19 protein-coding genes are annotated in these 17,750 nt (G+C 66.9%); 12 read left to right on the plus strand and 7 right to left on the minus strand.

The features are described 5' to 3' along the window. Positions 1–2: 2 nt before the first annotated feature. On the minus strand, positions 3–1,205 hold the full coding sequence (locus HWX39_RS17635) for an AAA family ATPase (RefSeq protein ID WP_175969267.1): 1,203 nt from the start codon (positions 1,203–1,205) through the stop codon (positions 3–5). Between the two features lie 400 nt (positions 1,206–1,605). On the opposite strand from HWX39_RS17635, the gene HWX39_RS17640 reads away from it, so the two are divergent. Further along, on the plus strand, positions 1,606–2,115 hold the full coding sequence (locus HWX39_RS17640) for a GNAT family N-acetyltransferase (protein WP_208458847.1): 510 nt from the start codon (positions 1,606–1,608) through the stop codon (positions 2,113–2,115). Positions 2,116–2,346: 231 nt separating this feature from the next. On the opposite strand, the gene HWX39_RS17645 is transcribed toward HWX39_RS17640, so the two are convergent. From HWX39_RS17645 to HWX39_RS17670, 6 genes are all read right to left on the minus strand, one after another. Continuing rightward, positions 2,347–2,868, minus strand: a complete 522-nt coding sequence (locus tag HWX39_RS17645; RefSeq protein ID WP_175969269.1) for an AidA/PixA family protein — start codon at positions 2,866–2,868, stop codon at positions 2,347–2,349. Between the two features lie 65 nt (positions 2,869–2,933). Then, positions 2,934–3,437 (minus strand): inclusion body family protein, encoded by a 504-nt coding sequence (locus HWX39_RS17650; protein WP_175952420.1) that lies wholly within the window; start codon positions 3,435–3,437, stop codon positions 2,934–2,936. A 269-nt stretch (positions 3,438–3,706) separates the two neighbouring features. Beyond that, a complete protein-coding gene (locus HWX39_RS17655; protein WP_175969270.1) occupies positions 3,707–4,120 on the minus strand; it encodes a GtrA family protein in 414 nt (137 codons plus the stop codon). A gap of 15 nt (positions 4,121–4,135) precedes the next feature. After that, the gene (locus HWX39_RS17660; protein WP_175969271.1) at positions 4,136–5,179 is read right to left on the minus strand and encodes a glycosyltransferase family 2 protein; all 1,044 of its coding nucleotides are present in this window, start codon (positions 5,177–5,179) and stop codon (positions 4,136–4,138) included. Positions 5,180–5,204: 25 nt separating this feature from the next. Then, entirely contained in the window at positions 5,205–6,584 is a 1,380-nt protein-coding gene (locus HWX39_RS17665) for a glycosyltransferase family 87 protein (RefSeq protein ID WP_175969272.1), read from the minus strand. Continuing rightward, complete coding sequence (locus HWX39_RS17670; RefSeq protein ID WP_175969273.1) at positions 6,581–7,822, minus strand: glycosyltransferase family 87 protein; 1,242 nt, start codon at positions 7,820–7,822, stop codon at positions 6,581–6,583. Before HWX39_RS17670 ends, HWX39_RS17665 begins: the two co-directional genes overlap by 4 nt. A gap of 1,053 nt (positions 7,823–8,875) precedes the next feature. Here HWX39_RS17670 and HWX39_RS17675 point away from each other — a divergent pair. The 11 genes from HWX39_RS17675 to HWX39_RS17725 all read left to right on the plus strand — a co-directional run bounded on the left by HWX39_RS17675 (position 8,876) and on the right by HWX39_RS17725 (position 17,717). After that, a complete protein-coding gene (locus HWX39_RS17675; protein WP_175969274.1) occupies positions 8,876–9,067 on the plus strand; it encodes a Flp family type IVb pilin in 192 nt (63 codons plus the stop codon). Positions 9,068–9,207: 140 nt separating this feature from the next. After that, on the plus strand, positions 9,208–9,390 hold the full coding sequence (locus tag HWX39_RS17680; RefSeq protein WP_021156632.1) for a Flp family type IVb pilin: 183 nt from the start codon (positions 9,208–9,210) through the stop codon (positions 9,388–9,390). Between the two features lie 91 nt (positions 9,391–9,481). After that, positions 9,482–9,688: a Flp family type IVb pilin gene (locus tag HWX39_RS17685; RefSeq protein WP_175969275.1), complete on the plus strand. Its 207-nt coding sequence runs from the start codon at positions 9,482–9,484 to the stop codon at positions 9,686–9,688. Between the two features lie 28 nt (positions 9,689–9,716). Next, positions 9,717–10,256, plus strand: a complete 540-nt coding sequence (locus HWX39_RS17690; protein ID WP_175969276.1) for a prepilin peptidase — start codon at positions 9,717–9,719, stop codon at positions 10,254–10,256. Positions 10,257–10,288: 32 nt separating this feature from the next. Further along, positions 10,289–11,689, plus strand: coding sequence for an ATP-binding protein (locus HWX39_RS17695; RefSeq protein ID WP_175969277.1), 1,401 nt, complete (start codon positions 10,289–10,291; stop codon positions 11,687–11,689). A gap of 35 nt (positions 11,690–11,724) precedes the next feature. Continuing rightward, positions 11,725–12,564, plus strand: coding sequence for a Flp pilus assembly protein CpaB (gene cpaB / locus HWX39_RS17700; protein ID WP_175969278.1), 840 nt, complete (start codon positions 11,725–11,727; stop codon positions 12,562–12,564). Between the two features lie 104 nt (positions 12,565–12,668). Then, positions 12,669–14,585, plus strand: coding sequence for a type II and III secretion system protein family protein (locus HWX39_RS17705; protein WP_175969279.1), 1,917 nt, complete (start codon positions 12,669–12,671; stop codon positions 14,583–14,585). A 21-nt stretch (positions 14,586–14,606) separates the two neighbouring features. Then, entirely contained in the window at positions 14,607–14,903 is a 297-nt protein-coding gene (locus HWX39_RS17710) for a hypothetical protein (protein ID WP_175969280.1), read from the plus strand. 25 nt (positions 14,904–14,928) lie between these two features. Beyond that, entirely contained in the window at positions 14,929–15,099 is a 171-nt protein-coding gene (locus tag HWX39_RS36310) for a hypothetical protein (protein ID WP_244135040.1), read from the plus strand. 22 nt (positions 15,100–15,121) lie between these two features. Then, positions 15,122–16,330: an AAA family ATPase gene (locus HWX39_RS17720; protein WP_175969281.1), complete on the plus strand. Its 1,209-nt coding sequence runs from the start codon at positions 15,122–15,124 to the stop codon at positions 16,328–16,330. A 19-nt stretch (positions 16,331–16,349) separates the two neighbouring features. Beyond that, positions 16,350–17,717 carry a CpaF family protein gene (locus tag HWX39_RS17725; RefSeq protein ID WP_175969282.1) on the plus strand — a complete coding sequence of 456 codons (1,368 nt, stop codon included), beginning with the start codon at positions 16,350–16,352 and terminating at the stop codon, positions 17,715–17,717. Positions 17,718–17,750: the final 33 nt, after the last annotated feature.

A 17,750-nucleotide genomic window follows, 5' to 3' on the forward strand; every position in this document is an offset into this window, starting at 1 on the left:
CGTCAGGCCTCGACGTCGATGTAGTGGCGGATGATGCTGCGGATCAGGTCGGCGTCTTCCGCGCTGACCTTCGCATAGATCGTCGGCCCGGCGGCCGATTCGGGGTCGCCGGTGCGCAGCATCAGCTCGGCCCAGTCGATCAGGCGCCGCGTCGAGAACGCGCTGGCCAGATCCTCGCGGACGAACGCGGCGCGGCAGTCGGCCGCGATTGCCGCGAGCGTGTCGGCCATCGCCGCAGTCATGGCCGCGCCGAACGTGCGCTGCAGCACGCGCGCCTCGTCGGGGGGCGGCAGGTAGTCGAGGCGGTAGACGCGCCAGCGGTCGAGAAACGCCTCGTTCATCACGTTGGCGCCCTGGTACAGATGACGGAACTGCCCCATCGCGCCCGCCGCATTGGCCGTCGCGAACAGCCGGAACGACGGATGCGGGACGACGATCTCGTTGCCTTTTTCCTTCAGCAACAGGCGGCCGGCCGGTTCGAGCACGGCCGTCAGCACCGCGAGGATCGCCGGTTCCGCGAAGTCGATTTCGTCGACGATGAGCCACAGCCCGTCACGCATCGCGGTCGGCAGCACGCCGTCGACCCAGATCGTCTCGCCTCCCTTGACGGTCCAGAACCCGACGAAGTCGCCGACCGTCGTCTGCCCGTTCATGTTCGAGCGCAGCACGCCATGGCCGGCCAGCGCGGCGGCCTGCTCGATGAGGCTCGTCTTGCCGGTGCCGGTGTGGCCGATCAGCAGGATGCGGCGGTTCTCGACGATGTCTTCCAGCACGTTCGTCGCGCGCGCGGTGAACAGGTAGGCCGGGTTCAGCGGCGGCACGAGCGGCCCGCCCGGGCCGCGCGGCATCGGCACGCTGCCCACCTGCACGACGTGCGCCGCAGCGCCGGCTGCCGCCGCTCGCGCAGCGTGCGCGCGGCGCAGGTCCGGCATGAACGCGCCGCGATGGGCGGGCGCCGCACGGTCGCCTGCTTCGCGCCGGACGAAGCCTTCCTGGATCCACTTGTGCAGCTTCGCATCGAGGTTGTCCGCATCGACGACCGTATCGACCGATGTGCTGCCGTCGGGCCGGTGATGCTGGATGCGGTACAGGTGCGCGCGTTCGGAGCGGCTGACGATCCATTGCCCGGCGGACGGGTCCGCCAGTTGACGATAGACGCCAAGTACCGACGGGGCGGACGGCGGGGAATCAGCGGGTGCGTTCATGGTGGCGAGCGAGAGTGGGGCGGCCGGCGCTTCATGCCTGCAATGCATCGCGTCGATTGTAGATTTTTTTGTCGTGTAGGAGGGCATTCGCGCGGGAATCGATTCGCTGCGATCCGGCGCATCGGCCAGCCGGATCAGGCGAGCGCGATGGAGTATGCGTTGCGGCATGGTTTTTCGGCCCCCTCGGCTTGGCGCCGAACCGCTTTGGTCGCGCCGCTCCAGCGGCAAGGTCGCGGCTCGCGGGCCGTCACGCCTTGATCAACCGGGGGGAATTTCAGTACCTTAGCGGGCTTGATCGCCGGGTTTCGAGCGCGCGTCCTCGGGCGCGCTCGGCACGACATTCAGTTGCGCGCCGGTCGTCGAATCCGGCGAAGGAGGGTTGAGCGTGAAGGAGACAGGAATGGACGAACAGGTGATTCGTCGCGCCAGTGCGCTCGATGCGCCGGCCGTGCTGGGGATCTTCGATGACGTGATAGCGTGGTTCGTTTCCATCGGCAACGAAGGGCAATGGGGCCGCGAGCCATGGTCGACGCAACCCAGGCGGATTGCGCTCGTGACCGAAGCCTGTGCGCTGCCCGACGCGTGGGTCGCGGAAGATCGGGACGGTCGCGTCCTGGGCGCATTGATCCTCGGCGAGTCCATGCCCTACGTGCCGCCGGCGACCGAGCCGGAGATCTATGTGCGCGTGCTGGTGGCGTCGCGCGATGCACGGGCGCGGGGTGTGGGCCGGCGCCTGATGGCCTTCGCGGATGAGCGCGCCCGGGCGGCCGGCGTGGGGCGCTTGCGGGTGGACTGCTATGGCGGCGGGACGGGCGCCTTGGTGCGCTTCTACGAGTCCTGCGGGTATGAGCGAATTTCAACCTTCGACGTGGACGGCTGGCCGGGGCAGTTGTTGGGACGTAGCGTGTGACGGTGCGTGGCCGCGACTTTGCGTGCGGCCCATCAGCCGACGGGCAACTCGCGGCCCATGAACAGGCCGCCGTACCGGGCGGCAATGGGGCGCTGCCGGTTCCGGCGCATCGTCGATGAAGCGTTTCAGGTCCTGCCGTTCGGCGGCATTCGCGTGGAAGATCGCCTTGAACGCGGTATTCGGTAGCCGCGAGAAGTAGCTGTGACGATCCTACGACGGGTCGAAACCGGGCTATTTCGTGTCCGGCCGGCTCCCGCCGATTTCGATCGACGTTTCCCAGCGGAAATAACCGGATACGGCGCCGTCGCGGTCGAACACGGCGAAATCGGCCGTACACGTGGTGGCACCCGCGGCCAGCACGTCGCTGCGCCAGTAGTGGTCCTTCATCGGCTGGCACGACGGATGCAGCAGGTCGTCGGCGACCGGCACCGGGGTGGCCGCATCGCGAACTTCGGCTTCGATCGGCGTGACGATGCCCGCATCCTTCAGCGCGAACCGGACGAACAGCACGCTGGCTTCGGCGCGCAATGCCAGTGCGGTTTCGCGCAGGTGCAACTGGTCGCCGGGCGACAGGCCGGTAAAGAGCCGGCTGTCGTTGTGGCCGAGCTGCGCGGTGTCGCCCGGGCTCACCACGTAGAGGTGCCGGCCGTCGATCACGGTCGGCGCGTCGGGGTCCCGGCTCGCCTCGGGGTAGGCCGACAGCAGCGTGACGGCGTCGACGATCACGAGCACATCGCAACGAAGACCAGGCATGAGCGCTTCCTCCGCAACAAGTGGGTGACGCGGGCAGCCGCCGCGCGGCCGCCCGCCTGCCGCGATCAGTTATGGATCGAGATGAACGGATCCCAGGAGAAGCAGCCCTGGCTCTGGCAGTTGCGATCGATGATCTGGAACTGGAAGTGATAGGTCACGCGGCCGACCTTCAGGCATTCCGACGACCAGTAGTAGTTCGCGACCTTTTGGCAGGTCGGCACGTCCGGCTTGCTGGTGTTCGGCACCGGAATCGACGCTTCCGCGACCCGCGGCGTGGGCGTCGAGATCAGTTCGTTGCCGACGTTGCCGATGAACTTGTAGAACACCACCTGGTTCTCGAAGCCGAGCGACAGGCTCGTTTCGCGCCAGCGGATCAGGTCGCCGACTTGCGCCTTCAGGTCGAGTTCGCCGCCCGCCTGCCCCGAAACCACGTTGTCCTGGTTGGTGACCATGTACACGTGCTTCCAGTCGATCAGCGTCGGGCTATTCGGATTCTTGCTGGGATTCGGATATTTTTTGAGAATGGTTTCGGTATCGAAAGAGACGAGCACATCGGTAACGCGTGACATAGAAGCTCCCGTTTGAATGAATGGGACTTATTGTTGCGCGAATTGCTTCGTGCGGCCGCCATCGCCTTGTCCTGCAAGGCTTTGTTCCGATCAAGCCATGTGCAGTCGAGATGGCGAATGCAGGTTATCCCGTTCGGTTAATTCCGGAAGCTGTAAAAGTAAACAGGGTATTTAATATTATTTCAATACGGTAATTTTAAAATTGAAGTCAATCGATTTGATGCATTACTAAAATGTTGCGATATTGAACCTCTTAATTGAGCGGCCGCTTATTTTCGGGCGGCGGGGAGAGGGATGACTTGCCGGTAGGTCCAGAACCGGTGCAGCACGAACGTGGTCGGCGGAACCAGCAGCGCGATCGCGACGATGCTCATCCCGCGGGACACGTCGAGCGCTTCGGCAGCCCGCGCGAGCAGCATCGTTTCGACGAAGCCGGCCAGCGTGACCGCGAGAAAGCGCACCGCGTTGCGCGTGCCCACCGTCGACGAGAAGCTCCACAGCGTATTCGCGAGATACGAGAACGCCGTCGCGCAGAGGAAGGCGATCGCGTTCGCCGTCACCAGCGTTGCATCGAGCCGCGCGAACAGCGCCGCCGCGACCAGCGTGTGGATCGCGGTCGAGCCGAGCCCGGACACGCCGAAGCGCACGAGCCGCGTGCGTTCGCCATGGAGCAGGCCGATCATGGCCGCCGGCGCGCGTCAGCGTACGCCGATCCGCGCACGGGCCGGCTGCGCGCGCCGGCGTGCGGTCTGGCGGCGCGCATCGCGCGCGACCCGGAGGTCGATCACCTTGCTGTGCGCCTGGTAGCGGCGGCGGATCAGGTAGACGGGCCGTTGCTTCGACTCGTCGTAGATCCGCCCGATGTATTCGCCGACGACACCGATCCCGATGAGCTCGATCCCGCCGATGAACAGCGTGACCGAGATCAGCGACGCGTAGCCGAGCACCGCATTGCCGAACAGCAAGGTGCGAACGATGATGAACAAGCCGTACAGGAACGAGAGCGCGGCGATGCCGCCGCCGATGTAGGTCCAGCTGCGCAGCGGCACGGTACTGAAGCTGGTGATGCCTTCCAGCGCGAAATTCCAAAGCTTCCAGCCGGAGAACTTCGAGTGCCCGGCGCTGCGCGCATCGCGCTGGTATTCGACGATCACGGTCTGGTAGCCGACCCACGCGAACAGCCCCTTCATGAAGCGATGCCGCTCGGGCAGGTTCCGCAGCGCGTTCACGACCTTGCGGTCCATCAGCCGGAAGTCGCCGACGTTCTCCGGCAGTTTCACGTCCGACAGCAAGTTGTGCACGCGATAGTAGATCGCGGCCGCCGTGCGTTTCGCGAACGAATCGCACGCACGGTTGCTGCGCTTCGCGGCGACGACTTCCGCGCCGTCGCGCCAGTGCTCGATCATCACCGGAATCAGGCCAGGCGGATCCTGCAGGTCGGCGTCGAGCGGAATCACGGCATCGCCGAGGGCTTCGTCGAGGCCGGCCGTGAGCGCGGCTTCCTTGCCGAAGTTGCGGGTGAGATCGATCACGCGCACGCGCCGCTCGCCGGTGCTGATCCGGATCAGCCGTTCGAGCGTGTCGTCGCGGCTGCCGTCGTTCACGCAGACGATTTCAAAACGGATCGCGTCGATGGACGTCATCAGCGGAATCACGACGTCGAAGAAGCGCTCGACGGCCTCGCCTTCGTTATAGAACGGTACGACCAGCGATACGAGCGGTGTATAGAGCGATTCCCGCATGATGATTCCCCTTGTGATGTCCGTTTCACCGATGCGTGCCGATGGTGGGTCGGCCGGTGCGGCGCAATCCGTACGCCGGGCGGTGGTGCGTTCTGGCCTGATGGGCGAACGCGGTTTCGGTCGAGTGATCGCGTGCGTCCGGCATCGACGGCACGTCGCGTCGTTCCCGGCCGATCCGGCTGACGAGCAGCCCCAGCGACGCCAGCGTGACGAGCGGCATGAACTGGAACGACAGATGTGGCACGACCACGAGGCCCGCGAGCGGCGTGAGCCACAGCAGCATCAGCCATTCGCGATCGAAACGCCGCCAGCCGTGCGTCCACGCATAGCGCGCGTACCACGCGATCACGATGCCGTACCAGGTCAGGTCGTAGTCGTACAGATAGGGGCTGACGAGCAGGCAGGCGCACGCGAGGGTCGCGGCGCGCAGCGCGTACGAGCATGCGCCGCGCCATGCGTAGACGACGGCGAGCGCCGCGATCGCCGCGGACAGCAGCTGCAGGCCGCTGGCGACGTAGGCGGGCCAGCCCGCCAGCGCGGCCAGCGCGAACACGGTAGGCATCCGCGTGAGCTTCGCGTGGCCGGTGCCGACGACCTGGTAGACGTCGTGCATCCCGTGTGCGAATGCGATCCACGAGTCGGTGCCGAACGCGAGCGTGGCGAGCGCGACGCACGCGGCGATCGTCGCGGCCCACGCGGCCAGCGCGCGCCACTGGCCGGCACACAGCAGCGCGAGCGGGAACAGGATGGCCATCTGCGGCTTCATCATCAACATGCCGAAGCAGATTCCGGCCCACACGGGGCGACGATTCAGGAGCAGCAGGCCGAGGCCGCCGAGCGTGGCGGTAAACAGGCTGGTTTGCCCGACGACGATGGTCACGAATGCGGCGGGGAAGGCCAGCGCGCACAGCCACGCGGTGCCGCGCTGCACGGTCGAATGAATGACGGCGGCGAACAGCGCGTACGTGACGCCCAGCCAGAGCACGACCGCCAGCGTGTACGGAAGCCAGCCGAGCGGCATGACCAGCAACAGCATGCTGGGCGGATAGAGCCACAGAAGCACGCCGTCGTCGAGAGTGATTCCCGGCACGGCGAGTTGCTGGATCGCAAACAGCGCGTTGAAATGCCAGACATCGGCGGCACGCCCGTGCGCGGCGAGCCAGGCCGCGCTCCAGATCGCGGAGAAATCCTGCGACAGCGGAACCAGCGAAGCGCCATGCTGCAAGTACAGCCGGGCGATGTAGATGCCGACGCACAGCAGCTCGGCCAGCAACGCCCCGCCGGCATAGACGCGCACGCGATCGCGATTGAGCCAGTGAGGGTAACGGCGCGGGCCCGCGATCGGGAGTTCCGGATGGGCATCCATCGCGGGGTGGGCGTGGCGAACGGAAAGGGGCGTCTTCATCGCGAATTCCGGGGCGAGTGCCGCACCGTGCGGCGAACGACGACGAACAGCACGGCAAGCAGGACGACCGGGCCGATCTGCGGCAGCTTCATCAACCGGTTCAGCATCTCGAAGATCGGCAGCAGCCAGGCGAGCACGATCACCGCCTGGTCGCCGGGCCGCCAGCCTGCCTCGAAACCATGGGCGATCAGGCAGAAGATCGCGATCCCGAGCCAGGTCAGTTCGTAGTGCCACAGATAGGGCGTAGTCAGCAAGGTGGCGACGGAGAGTGCGGCGCCGCGCAAGCGCATGTCGGGCGTGCGGCGCCACACGTCGACGGTGGCCGCGATGGCGAGCAGGGCGACCGCCGCCTGCGCGGCGAGCGCGACCGGCACCGACATGCCGGCGAGCCGCAGCGCGGCGAACGGCGTCGGCGACGCGAGCCAGTACGACGGCAGCATGAAATGCTGGTCACGCACCGTCGACACGGCTTCGGCGAGCCCATGCAGCGCGCCGGCGCCGGTCAGCGCGATCCCGGCCGCCGCGAACAGCGTCGCGCTGATTGCCGCGGCGCCGAACGCGCGCCACGCACGCGCCGCGATCAGCGCGAACGGGAACACGACGGCCAGCTGCGGCTTGATCGCGAGCAGCCCGATCAGCACGCCGGCCGCGACCGGGCGCTTGCCGAGCAGATGCAGCGCGAGTGCGGCGAGGCCGGCGGTCAGGATGCTGTTCTGGCCGAACAGTGCGGACAGGCACACCGCCGAATACGCGATCACGACGAGCGCCGCGGCGCGCGGCACCGGAAGATGCGCGCGCAATCCCGACAACCGCGAGATGGCGAACGCGTAGCATAAAAGACTGCCCGCGGAAAAGAGAACGTAAGCGGGCAGGAAAGGCACAAGGGCAACCGGCGCGATGAACAGCAACATCGTCGGCGGATAGAGCCAGGGAAGCGGCCGATGCTGCAGATACGCACCGAAGTGCGCGGATTCGGCCTGCAGGAATGACGAGGCGTCGTAGGCCGATGCGGCATGGCCTTGCAACACGAGATGCGATGCGGTCCAGAACACGGAGAAGTCGATACCCGGGCGAACCGTGTCGCTCGAGGTAAAACCATTGGACACGACACCCCACACGACCGCCAACGCGACGAAGAGCATCAGCATGATGCAGCTGTACGGAATGATCCGGTCGGCTGTCAGCCATTGCGCACGGCGCATGGCGCGAACGCGCGTCCAACGATCGGCTGTGTACATGATTCCCCGTATGTGTGTAGAGGCTGCCTGGCGTGTCGCAGCCGTTCGATGTTGTCGTGCCTGCGGATCGAATCGCGCTCAAATGGCGCTGTCCGGTGAATTCATTGTTGAAGAAAAAACCGCGTGATGCAAACCGCTCACTGAAAGCCGGTATCTGGATTGACCGATGACGCACGTGAAAACCGCGTTTTCCGGGTTGAAAAATCGATGCGGGGGCATTTCATGTTTCTGCTTTGAAACATTCGGCCATTTTGACCGGCTCCGCATCCTGCCGTCGGCATGACACGCAGGCCGCCTAGCGCGTTCGGGAAAGTCCCGAGTAAAAATTTTTGACCCTTGGCACAGCGCGGCGGCGGGCATTTCGGCTTACGACGCTTGCGGGAAAACATATGTCAAATTTGAAACATTTCGCGTATCGGGCCCCCGGCCGCGGAACGCCGGCATCGCCGGAACCCTTGATGCGCCTCGATTTCGCTCCGGGTGGCCCGCTCTTTGCGTAAGCGTTGGCACGGCAGTCGACGAGGTGACGATCAGGCGGTTCCGGCAAAAAAATCAGACGGAACCCGCTTCGGAGTCACCCGCGGAAAGGCAGGCCGGAGCGCATCGGGGAATACGCAGCTCCAGGCCGATCAACCGCACGAGGTTTCGTCGAGTGACCAATGAGGCCCGGTATCGTCAGGGCAATAAGAAATTGGCATGGCCAAAGACGGGGAATAAAAATGAAAGACCACAGCACATCGCGGTTCGCAAACCGCGTTAAAGACACATTGCAGCTTTGCGGGGCGTTTCTCTCCCGTTCAACTGGATTCCATGCGTCGAACGGCAGTCGTGCCGTTCAGGTCGATCGGATCGCCCGGTTCATCCGGCCGGTCGCACCGTACACGCCTCTCTCGCGCTCTGCCTCACTGATACCCGTTCGCACGGACAGGGGTGTGTATCCCCGTTCCCGCGGCTGAGCGGCGCGTTCCGATTTTTCGAGTAGTGCCGGTGGTGCCCGTCCCGACGTCCTGGAGGACGACGGGTAATTCATAGCAGTCCGAAAGGAGATTACTTATGCGGAGAGTCATCGAAAAGATCGCCTGGTTCGCTCAGGATCAGGGCGGCGTGACGGCCATTGAATACGGCCTGATCGCGGCGCTGATCGCGCTCGGCATCGTCGCTGCGTTGACGGCGATCGGTACGGACCTGTCGACCGTGTTCAGCAGGATCGCCTCAAGTCTGGACGCGGCGGTAACAGCACTTTGATGGACGGTACGACGAACGGCGCTTCCGAATCGCTCGTCGGCACCACACGGCATCAACACCCGCTCTCGACGTATCGATGCAAGGTCATCCGACCAGCCGGCACGCGAGGGCTTTGAAAGTCACCACGCAAGGAGATCATCATGACCAAGTTCATTCAACAAGCCGCCCGTTTCGTTCGCGATGAAGACGGCGTGACCGCCATCGAATACGGCCTCATCGCCGCACTGATCGCAGTCGGCATCATCGTCGCAGTCACCGCGGTCGGCACGCAACTCAAGACCGTGTTCACCACGATCGCAGCCGACCTGACCGCGGCCGTTTGAGGCCGTTGACAAGCAGAGCGTGCGGACGGCTCGGCCGGTGCAGCGTTCGAGCCGCTCCCACGCATCTGATCACCCGGTACCGGAGACCATCATGCAAACCAGGGCGCGTATCGCAAGCCTCGGGATCGGCGACGAGCAGGGCATGGCGTCGATCGAGTATGCGTTCCTCGCCGCGACGTTGGCCGTCGCGGTGCTGGGCATCGCAGTCACGCTGAAAGGCTCGCTTGCCGATACGTCGGTGGTGATCGCAACGGCCGTCCTGGCCGCCGCGGCCACCGCGCTGGCGATGGTTTCCTGATCCTTCGATTCGCTCCGCGAGGTTCGCCATGTTACCCGTTGCGCCGCCTTACCCGATTCCGTTGTGCGTGACGCTGCTCGCGGTCGCCGCGGCCGGCACGGACATCGCGGCCCGCCGCATTCCGAATCGCCTCGTCGCGCTCGGCCTCGCCGGTGCGCTGGCCGCCCAGTGCCTGCTGCACGGCGTCCTGGCAGGCGCGCTCGGCTGGCTCGCCGGCGCGGCGACCGGTTTCGCGCTGCTGCTGCCGTTCTACCTGTTGCGCGGGATGGCGGCCGGCGACGTGAAGCTGATGCTCGCGATCGGTGCGTGGGTCGGCGCGGAAATGACGTTTTACATCGTGCTGGCCACCTTCGTGGCCGGCGGGATCGGCGCACTCGCGGCCGTGCTGTTGCGCGGGCGGATGCGCCAGATGTGGGCGAACGTCCGCGCGCTGCTCGCGTGGCACGCGCGAGGCACGCGTGCGGAGGCCGCCGACGGCCCCGCGGCAATCACGTCGGTCGGCTCGCTGCCGTATGGCGTCGCGATCGCGGTCGGCACGCTGGTCATGCTGTTTGCGTCGTACGCATAACGCGCCGCGCCCGCAACGAGGATGGAACGACCATGAACACGACTCATACCGAACCGAGACGCGACGCGCAGGTGGCCCATCTGCCCGATCCGTTGCCGTCGCGGGAGGCGCCTACGAAGCTGGGCGCGCAACTGCCGGCTGCGCCGCGCTCGCTCGACGAAACGGGACTGAGCAAGACGTTCGTTGCCGGGCTCGTGCTGAAGTCGACGCTGATGCTCGGCCGCCCGTCGTACGGCGACCTGGTCGAGCGGCACCGCCTGCCGCTCGCGGTACTCGACGACGTCTTCGCGTTCCTCGTGCGCGAGCATCTCGTCGAGCTCACGCATCGCGGCGCGACCGATCTCGACGTGACGTTCCGCCTGACCGACGCGGGCCGTGTCAGTGCGCTCGAGGAACGGGTGCGCAGCGGTTACAGCGGGCCCGCGCCGGTGCCGCTCGACGCGTATCTCGCGTGCGTGGCCGCGCATTCGGTGCGCAAGCTGCACATCGGCCAGCACGACGTGTGGGCCGCCTTCGACGGCATCGTGATCGACACGTCGGTGATCGACGCCGCGGCCGCGGCGCTGAACGCGGGCCGCCCGCTGCTGATCTACGGCCCGGCCGGCAGCGGCAAGACCTTCCTTGCCGAGCGGCTCGGTTCGCTGATGCACGGCTACGTGCCGGTGCCGCACGCGATCTGCGCGGCCGGCGAAGTGATCCAGGTCTACGACCCGCTCGTGCATGTCGACGCGGCATCGCAACCCGGCGGCCAGTCGGTCGATCGCCGCTGGCGCCTGTGCGAGCGGCCGGTCGTGATCTCCGGCGGCGAACTGACGCTCGACGAGCTCGACCTGCGCCGCGACGAGGCCGCAGGCTTCTACCAGGCGCCGCCGCACATGAAGGCGAACATGGGCATGTACGTCGTCGACGATCTCGGCCGCCAGCGCGTCGAGCCGCGCGACCTGCTCAATCGGTGGCTGCGCCCGCTCGACTGCGGCGTCGATTTCATGACGCTCGAATCCGGCAACCGCTTCGTGCTGCCGTTCGACGTCTGGCCGGTGTTCTCGAGCAACCTGTCGCCGGAGCAACTGGGCGACGACGCGTTCCTGCGCCGCCTCGGCTCGAAGCTGCACATCGGGGCGCTGTCGATCGACCACTACCGCGCGGTGTTCGACGCGGCCTGCGCGTCGCTGGGCCTCGTCGCGGCCGGCGATGCATTCGACTACCTGCTGCATCGGCTGCATCTGCCGACCGGCAAGGCGTTTCTCGCCTGTTTCCCGGCGGACCTGCTGCGTCTCGTCGCCGCCGGCGCGCGTTACCGCGGCGATCCGCCCGAAGTGACGCACGACGCGCTGTACGACGCATGGGCGAGCTATTTCGGCGCGGCGCCTGAACGGGACGGCTGCCATCCGCCGCCCGTCGAGCGCGGCGGGCGCACCTACGTCACCGGTTGAGCCGTTTCTTTCAAGATTCGTCGAGGAGCATTGCCATGAAAAACAGTCGAGCAGTCCTGATGCTGGTCGTCGCGATGGTCGCGGGTCTTGCCGCGGTCGTGTTCGCGTCCCACTGGCTGTTGCAGACATCCACGAGCTCGGTCACGCAGGTTGCGGTGGCGGCCACCGACCTGAACCTGGGCGAACCGCTCGGGCCGAACCAGATCCGCATGGTGAACTGGCCGTCGGACAGCGTGCCGGCCGGTGCGTTCGCCGACACCAAGGCGCTCGAAGGGCGCGTGGTCCGCACCAGCCTGTCGCGCGACGAGCCGGTGATCGAATCGAAGCTCGCGCCGGTCGGCACGAAGGGCGGGCTGTCCGCGGTGATCTCGGACGGCAGCCGCGCGATCACGGTGCGCGTGAACGATGTGGTCGGCGTCGCGGGCTTCGCGCTGCCGGGCAACTACGTCGACGTGATCGTCAACACGCAGGAACAGCAGGGCAAGACCGACGGGCAGAGCATCTCGAAGATCGTGCTCGAGCACATCCTCGTGCTCGCCGTCGCGCAGCAAGTGAGCCGCGACGACACGGCGCCGAAGGTCGTCAACGCGGTCACGCTGGAAGTCACGCCCGACCAGGCCGAACGGCTCGACCTCGCGCGCAGTGTCGGCACGCTCTCGCTCGTGCTGCGCAACCAGGTCGACAAGAAGACGCTGAACACCGACGGTGCGACCAAGCTCACGTTGCTCGGCAAGGAGCCCGCACCCGAAGCGCCGCCGGCGCCGGCCCATGTGCGGACGGTACGCGTGCATGTCGCATCGCACGCGGCGCCGGAAGGACGGCGCGACTGCGTCGGCGTGCTGACGGGCGTGAGGGGCAGCGTCGAATGCTTCTGACGCAGACACACTCATCCAGACAAACAGATCGGCCGTCGGTGAGACACGGTGGCCTTGGAAGTCGATAACCGGCGCAGCGCCGGACTCTCGGGGGATCAGACGAAATGAAGCTCAAACCGCAATGCACAGGTACCGGGCCGCTGCGTACACGCGTCGCACGGGGCACGATGATGGCCGCGATCCTCTGTTTCGGATGGCTGACCGTCTATGGCGCACTGGCCCAGGAAGGCGTCGAAGCGGGCGCGCTGACGAAGGGCGGCGCCGGCGCGCCGGCCACCATCGGCAAGGGGCCGATGCAGATGACGATCAGCATGGGGCCGGTCGCGGCCGCCGCGCCCGCGGCGTCGGCGGGGCCGCTGCACGGGCCGAACTGCGTCGGTGCAGTGCGGGATTCGACCAGTGTCAGCGTGCCGCTCGGCAAGTCGCTGCTGGTGCCGATGCCGGAGCCGGTCCGCAATCGGACGATCGGCAATCCGGCCGTCGCACAGGCCACGATGGTGTCGCCACAGACGCTGTACATCCTCGGGCTGTCGGTCGGCACGACGAACATGATCGTGCAGGGCAGAAGCGGTGCTTGCCGCGTGATCGACGTGGCGGTCGGCGCGGATGCCGGCGGCCTGCAGGCGTCGCTGCAGCAGCTGATGCCGAACGAGCGCGATATCCGCGTGACGACCGCGGCCGGCACGATCGTGCTGTCGGGTACCGTGTCGAGCTCGCAGGCCGCGCAGCAGGCCGTGCAGATCGCCCATGCCTACGGCGACAGCGCCGGCGACCCGGCCGCGGCCGGCAAGTCGGGCGGCGCGGGCGTGCTGAACATGCTGGCCGTCACGTCGCCGCAGCAGGTGATGCTCGAGGTGAAGGTGGCCGAAGTGTCGAAGACGCTGATGAACCAGATGGGCAGCGCGCTCAACATCCAGGGCGGGTTCGGTTCGTGGAGCGGCGCGCTGGTCAGCAACCTGCTCGCGGGCGTCGCAAGCGGAGTCGCGTTCAGCAAGTCGAACAACAAGCCGTTCAACCTCGCGGCCGACGCGCAGAACACCGACAACCTGGTCAAGATCCTCGCGGAGCCGAATCTCGTGACGATCAGCGGCCAGGAAGCGACGTTCCTCGCCGGCGGCAAGATCTTCATCCCGATCCCGCAGAGCAGCGGCAACGGCACGTCGTCGATCACGCTGCAGGAAGAGGAATTCGGCGTCGCGCTGAAGTTCACGCCGACCGTGCTGGCGAACGGGCGGATCAGCCTGAAGGTGGCGCCGGAAGTGTCGGAACTGTCGCAGACGGGGGTCACGCTGAGTGCGACCAACATCGGCGGCACGTCGATCCTGCCGCTGATCACGACGCGGCGCGCCTCGACGACGGTCCAGATGAGCGACGGCGAATCGTTCGCGATCGGTGGACTGATCAAGGACAACGTGACGGGCGCGCTGAAGGCGATCCCGGGCGTGGGCGAAGTGCCGGTGCTCGGCGCGCTGTTCCGCAGCACGTCGTTCCAGCAGGACCGCACCGAGCTGATCTTCCTGATCACGCCGCACCTCGTGAAGCCGCTGCAGACCGCCGACGTGCCGTTGCCGACCGACAGCTTCTCGAAGCCGAACGAAGCCGACGTGTATGCGACGGGCAACATGGAAGGCCGTGGCGGGGTTCGCAAGCCGGGCGCACAGCCGTCGAACGGCGCAGCAGCAGCCCCGCAGGCGCCGGCTCAAGCGCCCGCACCGACGCCGCAATCGGAAGCGCCGACCGGCCCGACCGCCGCGCTGCCCGTACCGCGTGCGCCGCAAGGTGCGGACGCGCAGCCGCCGGTACCGGCCGAGCCGCAGAAGGCGCCCGCGCCGGTGGCGGCCACCGTGTCGCAATCCGACGCGGCCCGCATCGCGCACGTCGAAGCCGCCGCCGCGCGCCTTGCGGCGGCCGGCCCCGACGCGCCGGCCCGGCCGGCTGCACCGGTGCGACCGAAGCGCCGGATTCCGGCGGGTGCCGACGCGCAGATCGCACGGTCCGAATCCGCGTCCACCGATCGTTGATGCCATCCCAAGGGGACCCTCATGAAATCCGCCTACCTCGTATTCGTGCGCCGCGCGGCGCTCGCCGCACCGCTTGCCTTCGCGCTTGCCGGCTGCATGTCGTCCACCCCGGTGTGGGACACCCGCTTCGGCGATTCGGTCCGCACCGTGATGAAGGCCCAGATCATCGATCCGCATGCCGCCGAACACGCGGCCGCGACGACGCTGGTCGACGGCAATGCGGCTGCTTCGGCGCTCGACAACTACGACAAGTCGTTCAAGCAGATCGATCCGCCCGCCAATGCGTTCGTGATCGGGGTCGGCAAGGCCACCCAGTAACGACGGCACGCTCAGGGAGAACGCCATGAACGGCGCAGCTCGTTATCCGCAAGCCGTGCGTCGCAGCCGGCATCGCCAGCGCGGTGCCGTCGCGATCGTCGCCGGTCTCGCATTGCCCGCGACGATGCCGCCGTTCACGACCACACTGCCGCGCGAAAGCCTGACCTCCGCGACCGGCGGCGCCCACTGCAATTGATCGAACAGGCGAGGCACACGACATGATCAATATTCTCGTAGCTTCCGACGACACCGCACGCCTCTCGCAGATCGCGCGCCTCGTGGCCGACTGCGGACGCTATCGCGCCACACGCGCGAACGGCCGCCCGTCGCAGATCGAACATCGCACCGACGGGCTCGACGCGTTCGACATCCTGCTGGTCGACGGCACGTCGCTCGACGCATCCGAGCTGGCGGCGATCGAGCGGATCTGTCGCGCTCACGCCGGGCTGACCTGCATCCTGACGATGGCGGATACCTCGCCGCACGTGCTGCTCGACGCGATGCGCGCGGGCGCCCGCGACGTGCTGCAGTGGCCGCTCGACACGCAGGCGCTCGGCAATGCGCTCGAACGCGCGGCCGCGCAAAGCACGCGGCGCGACACCGACGATACGCGGATCATGTCGTTCATGTCGTGCAAGGGCGGGTCCGGCACGAGCTTCGCGGCCAGCAATGTCGCATTCGAGATCGCGGAGGGCTTCAAGCGCCGCGTGCTGCTGATCGACCTGAACCAGCAGTTCGCCGACGCGGCCTTTCTCGTCAGCGATGAAACGCCGCCGTCGACGCTGCCGCAGCTGTGCGCGCAGATCGAGCGGCTCGACAGCGCGTTCCTCGATGCGAGCGTCGCGCACGTGACGGAGAACTTCCATGTGCTCGCGGGCGCAGGCGACCCGGTCAAGGCTGCGGAGATGCGCGAAGACGCGCTCGAATGGATCCTGGGCGTTGCCGCGCCGCGCTACGACTTCGTGATCTTCGACATTGGCGTTGGCGTCAATCGGCTGTCGATGGTTGCGCTGGATCGCAGCGACCAGATCGAGCTCGTGATGCAGCCCACGATGCCGCACGTGCGCGCCGGCCGCCGGCTGCTGGAGATTCTCGTGTCGCTCGGCTACTCGACCGACCAGATGCGGCTCCTCCTGAACCGTGCGACGCGCACGAGCGACCGGACCCGCACCGCGCTCGAGGAAGTGCTCGGCCTGAAGGCCGCCTGCACGATTCCCGACGACGCCGACACCGTGCTCGAAGCGATCAACCAGGGCCATCCGGTGTCGCGGCTCGCACGCGGCGCGGCGGTCACGCGTGCGCTGCAGGGTTACGCGAAACAGCTCGTCGACGGGGAGGTGCGCGCGGGACACGGCGCCGTGCGCGGCGAGCCGCTGATGTCCAGGTTGTTCGGCCGCAAGGTCACGCCGAAGCTCAAGTCCATGTAATTCTTTCGGGGAATCGATCATGTCATTGCGCGAACAGATGTCGTTGCACCGGGCCCCGCCGCTGGCGACGGGCAGCGAACCGGCCGGCCCGGCTCATTCGTCGTTGCGCGACGCGTACCAGAAACTGCGTCGCGAGATTCACCTGGCCGTGCTCGAGCGCGTCGAGCTGGAGCGCCTGTCGCGGATGCAGCAGGATCAGGTCCGGCAGGAAATCGCCGCGCTGATCTCGCGCATCCTCGACGACGAACGGATGCCTGCGAACGATATCGAGCGGCGACAGCTCGCGATCGACGTGTATGACGAGATGTTCGGCTTCGGTCCGCTCGAAGTGCTGCTGCGCGACCCCGGCATTTCCGACATCCTCGTGAACACGTACCGGCAGGTCTATGTCGAGCGCAGCGGCCAGCTCGAACTGACCGACGTGACGTTCTACGACGACGCGCACCTGATGAAGGTGATCGAGAAGATCGTGTCGCGTGTCGGGCGCCGCATCGACGAATCGAGCCCGATGGTCGATGCGCGGCTGCCGGACGGCTCGCGTGTGAACGCGATCATCCCGCCGTCGGCGATCGACGGGCCGCTGATGTCGATTCGCCGCTTCGCGGTCAACCCGCTGAAGATGGACGACCTCGTGCGCTACCACAGCCTGACGCCGCCGATGGCCGAACTGCTCGACGCGCTGTCGCGCGCGAAGGTGAACGTGCTGGTATCGGGGGGCACCGGCAGCGGCAAGACGACGCTGCTCAACATCCTGTCGGGCTTCATTCCGCGCAACGAGCGGATCGTGACGATCGAGGATGCCGCCGAGCTGCAACTGCAGCAGCCGCACGTGCTGCGGCTCGAAACGCGCCCGCCGAACATCGAGGGCAAGGGCGAGATCACGCAGCGCACCCTGGTGCGCAACGCGCTGCGGATGCGTCCGGACCGGATCATCCTCGGCGAAGTGCGTGGCGCGGAAGCGCTCGACATGCTGAACGCGATGAACACCGGCCACGAAGGCTCGCTCGCGACGATCCACGCGAACACGCCGCGCGATGCGCTGACGCGGCTCGAGAACATGATCAGCACCTCCGGCCTGGCGCTGCCGCCGAAGACGATGCGCCAGCAGATCGCGTCGGCGATCTCGGTGGTCGTGCAGGCGGCGCGGCTGACCGACGGCAAGCGCAAGATCGTCAGTATCCAGGAGCTGACCGGGATGGAAGGCGACATCATCAACATGCAGGAGATCTTCACGTTCAAGCGCACGGGCGTGGACCGCGACGGTACGGTGCGCGGCCACTTCTGCGCGACGGGGGTGCGGCCGAAGTTCGTCGAGCGGCTGCAGGCGTTCGGCATCAACCTGCCGGATGCGCTCTACGATCCGTCGCAGCGTTACGAGACGAACTGACGACATGGCGCCGTTTGCTGCCGGGGAGGCCGC

The organism is Burkholderia sp. BCC0322, assembly GCF_902833045.1.
Taxonomy (GTDB): Bacteria; Pseudomonadota; Gammaproteobacteria; order Burkholderiales; family Burkholderiaceae; genus Burkholderia.